Consider the following 15,338-nt stretch of genomic DNA (forward strand, 5'->3'; position numbering starts at 1 on the left):
AAAAGGCCCCGGCTCGACAGAGCCGGGGCCTTTTTATTTGGCGTTTCACCTCTGGGGGAGGCGCCACTCCCCTAGGGGGTGAGCCGCGACCGAAGCACGGCTTCGCAGCGCGGCGAACGCCCGGCCAGGGATGGCCGGGCAGGGCGTTCTGGAGGGCACGGCGTCTCGCCAGGGACGGCCGCTCCGACGTTTCGGTTGGCACCGCTTCGCGCCGGCGAACGCCGGAAATCTGTGATTTCCGGCCGGGCCGCCCCCGGATACTTGTCGTTGCCCCTCGACGAAGCCGGATTCCAAGGCTGGCACGCTCGACAGAGCCGGGGCCTTTTTATTTGGCGTTTCACCTCTTGGGGGTGAGCCGCGACCGAAGCACCGCTTCGCAGCGCGGCGAACGCCCGGCCAGGGATGGCCGGGCAGGGCGTTCTGGAGGGCATGACGCTTCGCCAGGGACGGCCGCTCCGGTTTCTCCATGGCGCGTCAATCGCCCAGCACCCGCGCCACGGCGGTGCCTATGTCCGCTTCCAGCCAGAAATCCCCCGTTATCCCGTCTTCATCGCCGGGCCGGTATTTCCCGGTCTTCACCAGACAGCCTTGCAGCCCGGCGTCCAGGGCCCCCTGAACGTCGCTGGCGGCGTCGTCGCCGATCATCATCACCCGGTCCGCGGGCAGGCCCAGGCTGTCCACGGCCTGGTCGAAGAAGGCCCCGGCGGGTTTGCCGGTGACCGTGGCGGTGCGCTCCGCGGCGTACTCCAGGGCCCGCACGAAGGGGCCGGCGTCCAGGTGCAGGCCGTCGTCCAGTTGGAAGTGCCGGTTCACGCCCATGGCCACCAGTTCGGCGCCGTCGTGCAGCAAGCGGAACGCCCGGTCCAGGTTGGCGTAGGTGAAGTCGTCCGCAGCGTCGCCGATCAGCACCGCGTCTGGGTCTTCGCCGGACAGGTCACTGAAATCGTCGCGCAGATCCGGGTGGATCAGGCACCAGGGGCGGAAACCGCGCGCCTTGAGCCAGTCGTGGGCGGCCCGGGGCGCGGTGAACAACTGGTCCGGATCGATCAAGAAGCCCCGCTGGCGCAGGTCATCAAGCAGTTGGGCGTGGCTCCGGCGAGAGGTGTTGGTGACGAAACGCACCGGCAGGCCGGCGCGGCGCAGCCGTTGCAGGGCCTCAAGGGCGCCGGGCAGGGCGCGCGGGCCCTGGTAAAGCACGCCGGACAGGTCCAGCAGCAGAGCATCGGGCAGGGTATCGGACATGGTGACGGCGACCCCGGGTCGCTGAAACAGTGCTTTCAGCCTAGGCGTCCGTGGCGCCGCCGGCAAGGCGCCGGATGGTCAGTACATGGGCGATCCGCTCGCCGTCCCAGACGTATTCATAGTGGGTCGCGGGGGTGACCGCCTCGATCAAATGGGGGGAGAGCAGGGCGAAGCAGAGGGCGCGCTGGTGGCGCACCGAGCCATAGGCCAGGCCATGCTCATCGGCGGCGCGCAGGGCGCGGCCCAGCTGGCGCGCGACGCCATAGTCGTCCGGGTCGTGCCAACCATGGTCGTCCCGGTACGGGGTGTGGATGTCCCGCAGGCGGGCGCTGAACCGTACCCGCAGCCCGCGCATCACGATGCGGTCGTACTTGAGGCCGGGTACGTTGCGGAAATAGCGTTCCTGGTGGTAGCGGGTTTCGGCGATGGCGGTGGCCATGCGCTCGGCGCAGTAGAACACGCCGTACTCGCCGTCGGAGAAACGGGAGCCCCGGGGGCTCAGATGAACGAACGGGCCGAGGGCATAGTTACAGCCGGGAATGCCCCAGGGACGGCGGGCTTCCGGCACCAGATGAAGCTCGCCCACCTGCATTTGCAGGCGGGGATTGGTTAGCGCCTGGACCGCGTAGAGCGCCTCGAAATCGTCCTGGTCGGCAACGTCGTCAAAGATATGGATGGGCGGGTACTTGCCGTTGACCAGCCGGTAGGCGTCCTGGTGCCGGCAGTCGCGCAGGGGCAGGGCCGACCACTCGCTCACCACTGGCCTCCGCGCAGACTGTCCAGTTGACGGTGCACCTCGTAAAGGCTGGCCACCCGACCGTTGCTCATCACGTCCATGGGGCTGGCGCCGTTGAAGAACGGGTTGTGGTTGGGCAGCCGCACGAAGCCGTAGACGTTCTCCCGGTTGCCGAACAGGGTGCGCAACGCCTGGTGGATATTGAGCAGATAGCTCAGGCGTTCCAGCAGATCGTTGCCGATGCGGGCGCTGTCCGGGCGGCTCTGGTATTTGTGCAGGGTGGAGCGGCCGACGCCGAGCAGCGCCATCTTTTCCTTCTCGCTGCACTGCCAGTGGTCGAGAAGGCGCAGCACGGCGCGTAGCGCGGCGTGGCGGGCGCGGTCGTCGAGGGGCTGTTCGATGGGGGCGATGGCCGGTTGCATGGCGGTAGCTCCTGGATGTTTTGTCCATAATAGGATGAAAGACATTTAAAAGTCCACAAATGGACATGAAGACTGTGAAAAACTGTTCAACACCGTGGAATGGCGAAACCCGCCGCGCCGGGCCGGGTCCTTGTTAGCGATACGAGGCGTTACCGAGACCAGAACAAGGGAGAAGGGAAGTGCGAGCATTGTTGTGGCTGGCGTTGTTGGGGCTGGTATTGCCGGCCAGCGGTCCGCTTTGGGCCAGGGATTACACCTGGGTGGATGCCCATCTGCATTACGTGGACTTCATGCAGGAAAGCGACGGCGCGGACGCCATGTTCCAGGCCATGGACGAGGCGGGTGTGGATCAGGCCTGGCTGTTTGGCCTGCCGGTGGTCAAGAAGTGGGAGCAGAACGCGCCGCGCCGGCCCCGTTATTATCTGGGCGACGAGGCACCTCTGTACTATTACAGCGCCACCGACGACATCGTCGCCCGGGCGATCCTCGAACTGCCGGAGGAGCGCCGCCGGCGGCTGGTGCCGTTCATCAGTGGCTTCAACCCCACCGACCTGAACGCCGCCCGACAGGTGGAGCGGCTGATCGAGCGTTACCCGGGGCTGTGGCGGGGCATCGGCGAGGTGATCACCCGCCACGACGATCTGACCGCCCTCACCAATGGGGAAACACCGCGCGCCAACCACCCGGCTCTGATGAAGATTTACAAGGTGGCCGGCCGTCATGACCTTCCGGTGTTGCTGCACAGCAATTTGACCTCCCTGCGGGAGGAAACGCCGATCTATCTGGAAGAATTGGAAGCGGCGCTCAAGGCCCACCCGGACACCCGTTTCGTGCTCGCCCACGCCGGCACCAGTGGCGGCGTGGAGAAACGCCAGGCGCCTCTGGATACGCTGCCGGCGATCATCCGGGCGCTGCTGGACCGCTACGACAATCTGTACGTGGATCTGTCCTGGAGTGTGCGCGAGCACTATCTGCTGGATGACGACCAGCCGAGCCGGGTTTGGTTGTCATTGATCAAGGATCACCCCGACCGTTTCACGCTGGGCACGGATCTGGTGGGGCATTTCGACAGTATGAAGAAGATTCTGGACGCCTACCGGCCGTTGTTGGATGCCCTGCCGGAGGACACCGCCCAGGCGTTGGCCCGGGACAATGCCCGGGCGCTGGTGCCGGAGCAGGGCGCCCTGCCGGAGGGTTAGTCGCGGTCCCGGCGCAGGCGGCGCAGCAGGCTGGAGGTGTCCCAGCGGCCGCCGCCCATGGCCTGAACCTCCTTGTAGAACTCGTTGATCAGGGCGGTGGCGGGCAGGCTGCTGCCCTGGCGGGTGGCTTCCGCCAGGCAGATATCCAGGTCCTTGCGCATCCAGTCCACCGCGAAGCCATGGTCGTACTCATCGGCCAGCATGGTCCGATGGCGGTTGATCAGTTGCCAGGAACCGCCAGCGCCGGCGCCGATCACCTGCATGGCTTTTTCCACGTCCAGGCCGGCGTCGCGGGCAAACGATATTGCCTCCGCCACCCCCTCGATCACGCTGGCCACGCAGATCTGGTTGGCCATTTTGGTGAGCTGGCCCTGGCCCGCCGGTCCCATGTGCACCACGCTTTTGCCGTAATGGTCGAGGATCGGCGCCAGCCGCTCGAAGGTGGCGTCGTCGGCGCCGCACATGATCGATAACTGGCCGTTCTCCGCTCCTTGCTGGCCGCCGGAGACCGGCGCGTCCATGAAGCGCGCGCCTTTTTCCCGGCAGGCGGCGTCCAGGGTCCGGGCCATGGCGGCGCTGGCGGTGGTGTGATCCACCAGCACGGCCCCTTTGGCAAGGCCGTGCACGCAGCCGTTGTCCTCCAGGGTAACCTGACGCAGGTCATTGTCGTTACCCACGCACACGAACACCAGATCGGCGCCGTGGGCGGCCAGGGCCGGGGTGCGGGCCTGCTGGCCTCCGTATTCCCGTGCCCAGCGCAGCGCCTTGTCCTCGCTGCGGTTGTAGACGGTGACGTCGAGCCCGGCCCGGGCCAGGTGCCCGGCCATGGGGTAGCCCATGTTGCCCAGGCCGATAAAGGCGGCGGTGGTCATAACGTTACTCCTGAGTCTCGGTGAGAGGCAGCACGGCGAAGCTGTCACGGGTGAGGCTGCCCAGATAAAGCCGCTGGCCGTGCTGCTCCACGCTGGTGATGGGCGCGAAGGCGTCCTCGGCGCGGTGTTGCAGGTTGTGGGTTACCTGGCCGTTCTCGTCCAGGCCCAGCACGAAGGCGTGGCGGGCCGGCTGCGGCTGCATGAAGGCGGGCAGGCGGAACACCACTTTGCGCAGCAGCGGCTTGTCGGCCATGGCATCCAGGGCGCCGTTGCGGGGCGCGAACAGGGCTACCCAGAAGGTACCGTCGCCATTGCTGGAAACACCGTCCGGGATGCCGGGCAGGTTGTCGAAGAAGACATCGTGCTCGCCGGCGTGCTCACCGCGCAGCCAGTAGCGGATCACGTTGTAGCTGCCGGTCTGGGTGACGACCACGAAATCCTCGTCGCCGGACAGGGCCACGCCGTTGGCGAACTGCAGGTCGTCGATCAGCACCGTGGTGGCGCCGGAGGCCGGGTCGAATTTGAGAAAGCGGCCATGGCCGCCATGCTCGATGATGTCGTCGCGGGCATGCATGGCGGGGCCGAACTTGCTGGAGGCATCGGTGAAATAAATGGTGCCGTCGGAGGCCACGTCCACGTCGTCGGTGAAGCGGAAGGGCACGCCGTCGGCGCCGTCGGTAAGCACCTCGATGCGACCGGAACCCGGCGTCACCCGCAGCAGGCCGCGATAACCGTCGGCCACCACCAGGCTGCCATCCGGGGCGAAGTCCAGGCCCAGGGGACGGCCCTCGGTGTTGGCGATCAGGTCCGGGTGCTCGCCACGCGGATCGAAGCGCACCAGGCGACCGTCCTGGTAACCCACATAAAGGTTGCCGTCGGCGTCGATGGCCACGTCCTCGGGGCCGGTGCCCTGGCCACGGGCCAGTCGCCGCGCCGCCGCCAGCCGTTCGTTGACCGCGTAGTCGCCTTCCAGCGCCGGGGCCTCGGGAGCGTCCCAGGCCACCGGTTCGATCGGCACGGGCCAGAACAGCAGGTAAGCGGCCAGGGCGGCGACGATCAGCAGCGCGATGATTTTTTTCATTGTGATTTCCTATGGGCCTGATCCAAAAAAACAAGCCAGAAGTGTAGGTATTCGCCGGGCATAAAAAAAGGCCGCCCGGAGGCGGCCTTTCTGATCGGACGACGGGCGCTTATTTGCGCTCGTTGAGCGGCACCAGGGTGCGCTCGGTCTCGCCGGTGTAGAGCTGGCGGGGACGGCCGATCTTGTAGGGATTGGAAATCATCTCGTTCCAGTGCGCCACCCAGCCCACGGTGCGGGACAGGGCGAAGATCACGGTGAACATGGAGGTCGGGATGCCGATCGCCTTGAGAATGATCCCGGAGTAGAAGTCCACGTTCGGGAACAGCTTCTTCTCTTTGAAGTACGGGTCGCTCAGGGCGATTTCCTCGAGCTTCATGGCAAGCTCGAGCTTGGGATCGTTGACGCCCAGCTCGTTGAGCACCTCATGACAGGATTCGCGCATCACGGTGGCGCGCGGGTCGTAGTTCTTGTAAACCCGGTGGCCGAAGCCCATCAGCTTGAACGGATCGTTCTTATCCTTCGCCTTGGCGACGTACTTCTCGATCTGGCTGACGTCGCCGATCTCGTCGAGCATGTTCAGCACCGCTTCGTTGGCACCGCCGTGGGCGGGGCCCCACAGGGCGGAAATGCCGGCGGCGATGCAGGCGAACGGGTTGGCGCCGGAGGAGCCCGCCAGACGCACCGTGGAGGTGGAGGCGTTCTGCTCGTGGTCGGCGTGCAGGATGAAGATCTTGTCCATAGCCCGCGCCAGGGTGGGGCTGACCTGGGTTTCCTCGCACGGATTGCCGAACATCATGTGCAGGAAGTTTTCCGCGTAGCCGAGGTCGTTACGGGGGTACATCAGCGGTTGGCCGAGGCCGTATTTGTAGCACATGGCCGCGATGGTGGGCATCTTCGCGATCAGCCGGAAGGCGGTTACCTCACGGTGTTCGGGATTGGTGATGTCCAGCGAGTCGTGGTAGAAGGCGGACAGCGCGCCGACCACGCCGCACATGATCGCCATGGGATGGGCGTCACGGCGGAAGCCGTTGAAGAAATTGCGAATCTGCTCGTGCACCATGGTGTGGTTCTTCACGGTGCCGACGAATGCCTCTTTCTGCTCGGCATTGGGCAGTTCGCCGTTGAGCAGGAGGTAGCACACCTCAAGGTAATCGGACTTGGCGGCCAGTTCCTCGATGGAGTAGCCCCGGTGCAGGAGCTTGCCGACTTCACCGTCGATGTAGGTGATCTTGGATTCGCAGGAGGCGGTGGACGTAAAGCCCGGGTCGAAGGTAAACAGGCCGTTGGCGGTCAGGGAGGAAACGTCGATCTCTTCGCGGCCCAGGGTGGGCGTCAGGATCGGCAATTCCAGATCGTCGCGGCCCTCTACCTTGAGAATGGCTTTCTTCTCGGTCATGGGAATTTCTCCTCGGTGAATAGAGGTACGCCTCCGGGATGCCGGCCAATGCAGGGTCTTGGTCGCGTTTCCCGGTGGGAAGGTCCTCCAGAGCGCGGGGGACGTTAAAGTTTTGATGGGTCTTTGTCAACGAGAAGCCGGCCCGGCGCGGCTGGCACTTTTTCAGGGTAAACAGTGTATTAGCGCGCACCTTCGCGGGGCATTGGCGTACCCGGTACCGGTGTCGGCGGGCAAAGAGCTTTGCAAAACAAGCGATTAAGCGGGCCGCGCTAAAATGGGTCCCGGCCCTTCACGGGGCGGCCACCCCGGTGGCGGCTAATATAAAAGTCGCAGTTTGGCGTTTGTTTTGCCGCAGGCGCGGCGATATACTGCCGCCCGCGACGAAGCCTCCACCCGACGCTCCGGACCCGCCGGCCCGGCGTGGCACGGTTCAGGCTTCAGTGGGCTCCAACCCCGGCCCGGGCAGCATCGGCCTCTCCACCCAGGTGTTTCGACGCCGCCGGTGATGCCAAGTTCCCGACAACCGCTCCGGCGTGCCGCCGGAGCCCGGCAAAAGTGTAGGCTACCGTGAACGATAAGAGACCCGTTAACCTCGATCTGACGACGATCAAGTTCCCGGTCACCGCCATTGCGTCCATCACCCACCGTATCACCGGCGTGGCCATTTTCGTGGCCCTGCCCGTGTTGCTGTGGATGATGGATCGTTCCCTGGCGTCTCCGGAGAGCTTTGCGGACCTGAAACAGCTGATGACCTCGCCCCTGGCCAAACTGGTGCTGTGGGCGATTCTCGCCTTTATCTCCTACCACCTGGTGGCCGGCATCCGCCATCTGATCATGGATGCGGGCGTGGGCGAGACCCTGGAAGGCGGTCGTCGTGGCGCCACCGCCACGTTCATCGTCACCGCGGTACTGATTGTATTGGCAGGAGCCTGGGTATGGTAACGAGCGTAACAAGCCTGGGCCGTAACGGCCTTTATGACTGGCTGATTCAACGTGTGTCCGCCGTGGTGATCGCCGTGTACGTGATCGGCATGGTGGGCTTTCTGGTCTGCAGCGGCGATCTGGACTACCGCGCCTGGAGTGCTTTCATGGGTTCCGCGCCGATGCGGATCGCCAATACCCTGATGGTGTTCTCCGTGGCCGCCCATACCTGGATCGGCCTGTGGAGTGTCACCACCGACTACCTGACCGGCATGACCTTCGGCAAGGCGGCCACCAGCGTGCGTCTGATCGCGCAAGTGGTGATTGCTCTGCTGCTGCTGGTTTACATCCTTTGGGGTCTGCTGATGATCTGGGGAGGCGCATAATCCATGTCCATTCGTACCATCACCTTTGACGCGATCGTCGTTGGCGGCGGGGGCGCGGGCATGCGTGCTTCCCTGCAAATGGCGCAGTCCGGTTTCAAGACCGCGCTGATTTCCAAAGTATTCCCGACCCGTTCGCACACCGTGTCCGCCCAGGGCGGCATCACCTGCGCGATCGCCTCCGCCGATCCCAATGATGATTGGCGCTGGCACATGTATGACACCGTCAAGGGCTCCGATTACATCGGTGACCAGGACGCCATCGAGTACATGTGCCAGGTGGGCCCGGAAGCGGTGTTCGAGCTGGACCACATGGGGCTGCCGTTCTCCCGTACCGAGGAAGGCCGCATTTACCAGCGCCCCTTCGGTGGCCAGTCCAAGAACTTCGGTGAAGGCGGTCAGGCCGCCCGCACCTGTGCCGCCGCCGACCGTACCGGTCACGCGCTGCTGCACACGCTGTACCAGCAGAACCTGAAGAACGGCACCCAGTTCTATAATGAATGGTACGCCGCGGAGCTGGTCAAGGACGCCGACGAGAATGTCTGCGGCGTGATCGCGATCAGCATCGAAACCGGCGAGACGGTGTTCTTCAAGGCCAAGGCCACGGTGTTCGCCACCGGCGGTTCCGGTCGTATCTACGCCTCCACCACCAACGCCCTGATCAACACCGGCGACGGCGTGGGCATGGCCCTGCGCGCCGGTTTGCCGGTCCAGGACATTGAGATGTGGCAGTTCCACCCCACCGGCATCGCCGGCGCGGGCGTCCTGGTGACCGAGGGCTGCCGGGGCGAGGGCGGCTACCTGATCAACAAGGACGGCGAGCGCTTCATGGAGCGCTACGCGCCCAACGCGAAGGACCTGGCGTCCCGCGACGTGGTGGCCCGCTCCATGATGATGGAGATCCTGGACGGCCGCGGCGACGGTCCGGATGGCAGCTACGTGTACTTGAAGCTCGACCATCTCGGCGAGGAGGTGCTGCACAGCCGCCTGCCGGGCATCTGTGAGCTGGCCATCACCTTCGCCCAGACCGACCCGGTCAAGGAGCCGATCCCGGTAGTGCCCACCTGCCACTATATGATGGGCGGCATTCCCACCAACGTTCACGGCCAGGCGCTGAAGATGAGCGGCGGCCACGAAGGCGACGCCCAGCCGGTGAACGGTCTGTTCGCGGTGGGCGAGGTGGCCTGCGTGTCGGTGCACGGCGCCAACCGTCTGGGCGGCAACTCGCTGCTTGACCTGGTGGTGTTCGGTCGCGCCGCCGGCCTCTATATCGAGGACGCGCTGCGCCAGGGCATGACCCAGTACGAGCCCAGCAACGATGACATCGACGCGGCCCTGGCCCGGGTCAACCGCTGGAATGAGTCCAAGGGCGGCGAATCCGTGCCGGCTCTGCGCAAGGAACTGCAGAGCACCATGCAGAATCACTTCGGTGTATTCCGCAAAGGCGACCTGATGGAAGAGGGCGTGGAGAAGCTGGCCAAGCTGCGCGAGCGCATCGCCAACGCCCACCTGGAGGACAAGAGCCAGTCCTTCAACACCGCCCGCGTGGAAGCCCTGGAGCTGGACAACCTGCTGGAAGTGGCGGAAGCCACCGCGATCGCGGCCTACAACCGCACCGAGAGCCGCGGCGCCCACTCCCGCTATGACTACCCGGACCGGGACGACGAGAACTGGCTGTGCCATTCCATCTTCGACCCGCGCTCCAAGCAACTGGGCAAGCGTGAAGTGAACTTCAAGCCGAAGACCGTGGACACCTTCCAGCCCAAGGTCCGGACCTACTAACGGAGACGTGTAGCCATGAAAGTCAGTATTTACCGCTACAATCCGGATACCGACCGCGAACCGACCATGAAGGAGTACGAGGTCGACACTCAGGGCAAGGACCTGATGGTGCTCGATATTCTCGCTCTGGTGAAGGAACAGGACGAAAGCCTGGCCTACCGGCGCTCCTGCCGCGAGGGCGTGTGCGGTTCCGACGGCATGAACATCAACGGCAAGAACGGCCTGGCCTGCATTACCCCGCTGTCGGCGGTGGCGCCGGGTGTCAAGGAAGGCAAGAAGCCGCTGGTGCTGCGGCCGTTGCCGGGCCTGCCGGTGATCCGCGACCTGGTCGTGGACATGGGCGTGTTCTACCAGCAGTACGAGAAAGTGCAGCCGTACCTGCAGAATGAGTCGCCGGCGCCGGCCATCGAGCGCCTGCAGACGCCGGAGGATCGGGCCAAGCTGGACGGTCTTTACGAGTGCATTCTGTGCGCGTGCTGCTCCACCAGCTGCCCCAGCTTCTGGTGGAATCCGGACAAGTTCCTGGGCCCGGCGGCCCTGTTGCAGAGCTACCGCTTCCTGGCGGATAGCCGTGACGAGGCCACCGAGGAGCGGCTGTCCCGGCTGGACGACCCGTTCAGTCTGTTCCGCTGCCACGGCATCATGAACTGCGTGAGCGTCTGTCCGAAGGGGCTTAACCCCACCCGGGCGATCGGGCACATCCGGTCCATGCTCCTGGAACGGGGCGTGTAAGACGCAAAGAGGCGGCCCGCGGGCCGCCTTTTTTTGGACGTCGAAAAATGCTCCCGGCGTTTTTTTGTTTCCGAATGCGACGGGGTGGGGCCGGGAGACGCGGCTTTCGCTAAGCTTGAGCCGGTTTATGGATGGTTCGTGGCGATGTGCCGGGGTGAACCCGTCATATCGAGGCAAATTAGGCCCTACCATGGTCTTGTAGTGCCTAACAATGGCCCCATAAACGTATTACAATACCGGGCGATTCCGGCAACCCCGGAATCGCGACAGCAGGGTGGGGACGGTGCTTAAAAGGCGCCGTTTCCGTAAACAGCGATAAGCACGGGTAACAGGGTCGCGGCCCTGTGGACAGAAGCATGCATGCCCACAGGCGTGACGTTCGCCCGGCTAAGGAACGAGCGACGATGCAAGACAGTTCCATGTACCGCCAATGGCAGTCTTCCCATATCGGGGGCGCCAACGCGGCCTATGTTGATGAACTGTACGAATCCTACCTGACCGATCCCAACTCCGTGCCGGAAGACTGGCGCGCCTATTTCGAGAAACTCCCCAGCGTCAACGGCGCGGTGGAATCCGATGTGCCCCATTCGGCGGTACGCGAGCACTTCCTCCTCGAAGCCAAGAACCGTTCCCGGGTCCAGAAGATGGGCGCCAGCGCGGTCAGCTCCGAACATGAACGCCGCCAGGTGCGGGTGCTGCATCTGATCGCCGCCTACCGCAACCGGGGCCACCAGGTGGCCAAGCTCGATCCCCTGGGCATCATGGAGCGCGAGGCGGTACAGGATCTCGAACTGGCCCACCACGGCCTGAGCAAATCCGACCTGGACACCGTGTTCCAGACCGGCAATCTGTTCCTGGGCAAACCGGAAGCCACGCTCCGTGAGATCATGGACTGCCTGCAGGGCACCTATTGTTCCACGGTAGGCGCGGAGTACATGCACATCGTCAACACCGCCGAGAAGCGGTGGCTCCAGCAACGGCTGGAGGGCGTGCGCAGCCATCCGCAGTACGGTGCCGACATCAAACAGCACATTCTCGAGCGTCTGACCGCCGCCGAGGGCCTGGAAAAGTACCTGGGCAGCCGCTACCCCGGTACCAAGCGCTTCGGCCTGGAGGGCGGTGAGTCCCTGATCCCGCTGATGGACGAGATGATCCAGCGGGTGGGCAGCTACGGCGCCAAGGAAATGGTCATCGGCATGGCCCACCGTGGCCGCCTCAACGTGCTGGTGAACACCCTCGGCAAGAGCCCCCGGGACCTGTTCGGCGAGTTCGAGGGCAAGAGTTTCAACGAGAACGGCTCCGGTGACGTGAAATATCACCAGGGCTTCTCTTCCAACGTGCAGACCTCCGGCGGTGAGGTTCATCTGGCGATGGCCTTCAACCCCTCGCACCTGGAGATCGTTTCTCCGGTGGTGGAAGGTTCGGTGCGCGCCCGCCAGGACCGCCGCGACGACAGCGGTGGCGACCAGGTGGTGCCGATTCTGATCCACGGTGACGCCGCCTTCGCCGGCCAGGGCGTGGTGATGGAAACCTTCCAGATGTCCCAGACCCGGGGCTACCACACCGGCGGCACCCTGCACGTGATCGTCAACAACCAGGTGGGCTTCACCACCAGCCGTCGCGACGACGCACGCTCCACGGAGTACTGCACCGACGTGGCGAAGATGGTTCAGGCGCCGATTTTCCACGTCAACGCGGACGACCCGGAAGCGGTCTACTTCGTCACGCAGCTGGCGGTGGACTACCGCATGCAGTTCAAGAAGGACGTGGTCATCGACCTGATCTGCTACCGCCGCGCCGGGCACAACGAGGCCGACGAACCGTCCTCCACCCAGCCGTTGATGTACAAGCAGATCAAGTCGCACCCGTCCAGCCGCAGCCTGTACGCGGAGCGTCTGATCAACGAGCAGGTGTTGTCCGAGCAGGACGCCCAGAAGATGGTGGACGACTACCGGGACGCCCTGGACGAGGGCAACCACGTGGTCAAGTCCCTGGTGCGCGAGCCCAACAAGGCGCTGTTCGTGGACTGGTCCCCCTACATCGGCCACGACGTGGAGGATGACTGGGATACCGGCTACCCGCTCGCCAAGCTGCAGGATCTGGCCAACCGGCTGGAGACCGTGCCCGAAGGGCTGGTGTTGCAGCGTCAGGTGAAGAAGATCGTCGAGGACCGCCGCAAGATGACCGCCGGCGCCATGTCGATCAACTGGGGCTACGGCGAAACCCTGGCCTACGCCACCCTGCTGGACCAGGGCGTGATGGTGCGCCTGACCGGTCAGGACTGTGGCCGTGGCACCTTCTCTCACCGTCATGCGGTTCTGCACAACCAGAAGAACGGCGAGGACTACGTGCCGCTGCAGCACCTCCACGAGGGCCAGCCGCGTTACGACATCTACGACTCGCTGCTCTCCGAGGAAGCGGTGCTGGGCTTCGAATACGGCTACGCCACCACCACGCCCGGGGCACTGATTCTGTGGGAAGCCCAGTTCGGTGACTTCGCCAACGGTGCCCAGGTGGTGATCGACCAGTTCATCTCTTCCGGCGAGGCCAAGTGGGGCCGTCTCTGCGGTCTCGGCCTGCTGCTGCCACATGGCTATGAAGGGCAGGGGCCGGAGCACTCCTCCGCGCGCCTGGAGCGTTTCCTGCAATTGTGCGCCGAGCACAACATGCAGGTGTGCGTGCCCACCACCCCGGCGCAGATTTTCCATCTGCTGCGTCGTCAGGCGGTGCGCCCGCTGCGCAAGCCGTTGGTGGTGATGACGCCGAAGAGCCTGCTGCGCCACAAGCGCGCCACTTCCTCCCTGGAGGATCTGGCGGAAGGCCGCTTCCAGACCGTGATCGACGAGCACGCCGACCTGGACGTCAAGAGCGTCAAGCGCGTGGTGATGTGCTCCGGCAAGGTGTACTACGACCTGCTGGAAAAACGGGAAAGCGATGATCTGAACGACACCGCCATCGTGCGCATCGAACAGCTCTATCCGTTCCCGGAGCAGCGTCTCACCGAGACCCTGAAGCGCTACCCGAACCTGGAAACCCTGGTGTGGTGTCAGGAAGAGCCCATGAATCAGGGCGCCTGGTTCAGCACCCAGCACCATTTCCTGCGGGTGGCGAAGGCGGTCGGCAAGGACACGGTGCACTATGCGGGCCGCGACATGGCGGCGGCGCCGGCGGTGGGCTCCATGTCCCTGCACGTGGAACAGCAGCAGCGTCTGGTCGAAGACGCATTCCAGATCAAATGAGCGAAAGCGAACCGAAAAGGGTTTAAAGGAATCAGCATGGCGACAGATATCAAGGCCCCACAGTTTCCGGAATCCGTGGCGGACGGCACCGTGGCCACCTGGCACAAGAAAGAAGGCGAGGCGGTCAAGCGTGACGAACTGCTGGTGGACATCGAGACCGACAAGGTGGTGCTCGAGGTAGTGGCCCCCAGTGACGGCGTGATGGGCAAGATCCTCAAGGACGAAGGCGAGACCGTTGAGAGCCAGGAAATCCTGGGTCAGTTGGAAGCCGGTAGCGGCGCCAGCGGCGGCGCCAAACAGGAACAAAGCAGCGACGAGGGCAAGGCCGAGGCCAAGGACGACGGCAAGCAGGAAGCCGCCGCCGAGAGCGCGCCCCAGGCCGACGACAAGGGCGGTGACGACGATGCCCAGGCCGGCCCCGCCGCGCGCAAGATGATGAGTGAGCATGGCCTGTCCGCCGGTGACGTGAAAGGCACTGGCCGCGACGGTCGCATCACCAAGGAAGACGTGGAGAAGGCCCTGGCCAACCGCCAGGAGAAGCCGGCTTCCTCCTCCGCCGAATCGAAGGCGGCTCCGATCCCCGAAGCGGAGCCCGGCGAGCGCGAAGAGCGCCGCGTGCCCATGACCCGCTTGCGCAAGCGCATCGCCGAACGGCTGGTGTCCGCGCAGCAGAACGCGGCCATGCTGACCACCTTCAACGAGGTCAACATGAAGCCGATCATGGAGATGCGCAAGAACTACAAGGAAGCATTCGAGAAGGCCCACGGCGTGCGCCTGGGCTTCATGGGCTTCTTTACCCGCGCCTGCGTGGAAGCGCTCAAGCGCTACCCGGAAGTGAACGCTTCCATCGACGGTGACGACGTGGTCTACCACGGCTACTACGACGTCGGCGTGGCGGTGTCCACCGAGCGTGGTCTTGTGGTGCCGGTGATTCGCGACGCCGACCAGAAAGGCCTGGCGGAAGTGGAATCCCAGATCATCGACTACGGCCAGAAAGCGCAGAAGGGCAAACTGTCCATCGACGAGATGACCGGCGGCACCTTCACCATTTCCAACGGCGGCGTGTTCGGCTCGCTGATGTCGATGCCGATTCTCAACCCGCCGCAGACCGCCATCCTGGGCATGCACAAGATCCAGGAGCGGCCCATGGCCGTGGATGGCAAGGTGGAAATCCTGCCGATGATGTATCTGGCGCTGTCCTACGACCATCGCCTGATCGACGGCAAGCAAGCGGTGCAGTTCCTGGTCACCGTTAAGAACTTCATCGAGGATCCGGCCCGGCTGCTGCTGGACATATAGTGAACGCCGGCACGCCCCACGCCTGCACGCTGAC

General features: G+C 64.5%; 13 protein-coding genes. 7 read left to right on the plus strand and 6 right to left on the minus strand.

Annotated elements, in window-relative coordinates; translation table 11 throughout:
- Nucleotides 1–474: 474 nt before the first annotated feature.
- Genes ACLD02_RS09590 through ACLD02_RS09600 form a run of 3 tightly spaced genes read right to left on the minus strand, consistent with a single transcriptional unit; the run spans nucleotide 475 to nucleotide 2,400 of the window.
- The gene (locus ACLD02_RS09590; protein ID WP_410298560.1) at nucleotides 475–1,242 is read right to left on the minus strand and encodes a TIGR01458 family HAD-type hydrolase; all 768 of its coding nucleotides are present in this window, start codon (nucleotides 1,240–1,242) and stop codon (nucleotides 475–477) included.
- Nucleotides 1,243–1,282: 40 nt separating this feature from the next.
- The gene (locus tag ACLD02_RS09595; RefSeq protein WP_410298561.1) at nucleotides 1,283–1,999 is read right to left on the minus strand and encodes an RES family NAD+ phosphorylase; all 717 of its coding nucleotides are present in this window, start codon (nucleotides 1,997–1,999) and stop codon (nucleotides 1,283–1,285) included.
- A complete protein-coding gene (locus ACLD02_RS09600) occupies nucleotides 1,996–2,400 on the minus strand; it encodes an MbcA/ParS/Xre antitoxin family protein (protein WP_203101157.1) in 405 nt (134 codons plus the stop codon). The genes ACLD02_RS09595 and ACLD02_RS09600 overlap by 4 nt, the downstream gene beginning before the upstream one ends.
- 179 nt (nucleotides 2,401–2,579) lie before the next feature.
- On the opposite strand from ACLD02_RS09600, the gene ACLD02_RS09605 reads away from it, so the two are divergent.
- Nucleotides 2,580–3,599, plus strand: coding sequence for an amidohydrolase family protein (locus tag ACLD02_RS09605; RefSeq protein WP_410298562.1), 1,020 nt, complete (start codon nucleotides 2,580–2,582; stop codon nucleotides 3,597–3,599).
- Here ACLD02_RS09605 and ACLD02_RS09610 read toward each other — a convergent pair.
- The 3 genes from ACLD02_RS09610 to gltA form a co-directional block, all read right to left on the minus strand.
- On the minus strand, nucleotides 3,596–4,471 hold the full coding sequence (locus tag ACLD02_RS09610) for an NAD(P)-dependent oxidoreductase (protein WP_203101160.1): 876 nt from the start codon (nucleotides 4,469–4,471) through the stop codon (nucleotides 3,596–3,598). The genes ACLD02_RS09605 and ACLD02_RS09610 overlap by 4 nt on opposite strands.
- Nucleotides 4,472–4,475: 4 nt before the next feature.
- Entirely contained in the window at nucleotides 4,476–5,552 is a 1,077-nt protein-coding gene (locus ACLD02_RS09615) for an SMP-30/gluconolactonase/LRE family protein (protein WP_410298563.1), read from the minus strand.
- 109 nt (nucleotides 5,553–5,661) lie between these two features.
- Entirely contained in the window at nucleotides 5,662–6,948 is a 1,287-nt protein-coding gene (gene gltA / locus ACLD02_RS09620) for a citrate synthase (RefSeq protein ID WP_203101162.1), read from the minus strand.
- 567 nt (nucleotides 6,949–7,515) lie between these two features.
- Here gltA and sdhC point away from each other — a divergent pair.
- The 6 genes from sdhC to odhB all read left to right on the plus strand — a co-directional run bounded on the left by sdhC (nucleotide 7,516) and on the right by odhB (nucleotide 15,304).
- Nucleotides 7,516–7,890: a succinate dehydrogenase, cytochrome b556 subunit gene (gene sdhC, locus ACLD02_RS09625; protein WP_203101163.1), complete on the plus strand. Its 375-nt coding sequence runs from the start codon at nucleotides 7,516–7,518 to the stop codon at nucleotides 7,888–7,890.
- Complete coding sequence (sdhD, locus tag ACLD02_RS09630; protein ID WP_410298564.1) at nucleotides 7,884–8,255, plus strand: succinate dehydrogenase, hydrophobic membrane anchor protein; 372 nt, start codon at nucleotides 7,884–7,886, stop codon at nucleotides 8,253–8,255. Before sdhC ends, sdhD begins: the two co-directional genes overlap by 7 nt.
- Before the next feature lie 3 nt (nucleotides 8,256–8,258).
- The gene (sdhA, locus tag ACLD02_RS09635) at nucleotides 8,259–10,034 is read left to right on the plus strand and encodes a succinate dehydrogenase flavoprotein subunit (protein WP_410298565.1); all 1,776 of its coding nucleotides are present in this window, start codon (nucleotides 8,259–8,261) and stop codon (nucleotides 10,032–10,034) included.
- Between the two features lie 15 nt (nucleotides 10,035–10,049).
- The gene (locus tag ACLD02_RS09640; RefSeq protein WP_410298566.1) at nucleotides 10,050–10,766 is read left to right on the plus strand and encodes a succinate dehydrogenase iron-sulfur subunit; all 717 of its coding nucleotides are present in this window, start codon (nucleotides 10,050–10,052) and stop codon (nucleotides 10,764–10,766) included.
- Between the two features lie 404 nt (nucleotides 10,767–11,170).
- Entirely contained in the window at nucleotides 11,171–14,005 is a 2,835-nt protein-coding gene (locus tag ACLD02_RS09645) for a 2-oxoglutarate dehydrogenase E1 component (RefSeq protein ID WP_203101167.1), read from the plus strand.
- Nucleotides 14,006–14,041: 36 nt separating this feature from the next.
- Nucleotides 14,042–15,304 carry a 2-oxoglutarate dehydrogenase complex dihydrolipoyllysine-residue succinyltransferase gene (gene odhB, locus ACLD02_RS09650; RefSeq protein ID WP_203101169.1) on the plus strand — a complete coding sequence of 421 codons (1,263 nt, stop codon included), beginning with the start codon at nucleotides 14,042–14,044 and terminating at the stop codon, nucleotides 15,302–15,304.
- Nucleotides 15,305–15,338: the final 34 nt, after the last annotated feature.

Origin of the sequence: Alloalcanivorax sp. C16-2 (assembly GCF_046507615.1) — a bacterium.
GTDB classification, from domain to species: domain Bacteria; phylum Pseudomonadota; class Gammaproteobacteria; order Pseudomonadales; family Alcanivoracaceae; genus Alloalcanivorax; species Alloalcanivorax marinus_A.

Coding starts and splice junctions, on each gene's coding strand:
- ACLD02_RS09590 (WP_410298560.1), bottom strand. CDS start 1,242: ATGTCCGATACCCTGCCCGATGCTCTGCTGCTGGACCTGTCCGGCGTG.
- ACLD02_RS09600 (WP_203101157.1), bottom strand. CDS start 2,400: ATGCAACCGGCCATCGCCCCCATCGAACAGCCCCTCGACGACCGCGCC.
- ACLD02_RS09610 (WP_203101160.1), bottom strand. CDS start 4,471: ATGACCACCGCCGCCTTTATCGGCCTGGGCAACATGGGCTACCCCATG.
- ACLD02_RS09615 (WP_410298563.1), bottom strand. CDS start 5,552: ATGAAAAAAATCATCGCGCTGCTGATCGTCGCCGCCCTGGCCGCTTAC.
- gltA (WP_203101162.1), bottom strand. CDS start 6,948: ATGACCGAGAAGAAAGCCATTCTCAAGGTAGAGGGCCGCGACGATCTG.
- sdhD (WP_410298564.1), top strand. CDS start 7,884: ATGGTAACGAGCGTAACAAGCCTGGGCCGTAACGGCCTTTATGACTGG.
- sdhA (WP_410298565.1), top strand. CDS start 8,259: ATGTCCATTCGTACCATCACCTTTGACGCGATCGTCGTTGGCGGCGGG.
- ACLD02_RS09640 (WP_410298566.1), top strand. CDS start 10,050: ATGAAAGTCAGTATTTACCGCTACAATCCGGATACCGACCGCGAACCG.
- ACLD02_RS09645 (WP_203101167.1), top strand. CDS start 11,171: ATGCAAGACAGTTCCATGTACCGCCAATGGCAGTCTTCCCATATCGGG.
- odhB (WP_203101169.1), top strand. CDS start 14,042: ATGGCGACAGATATCAAGGCCCCACAGTTTCCGGAATCCGTGGCGGAC.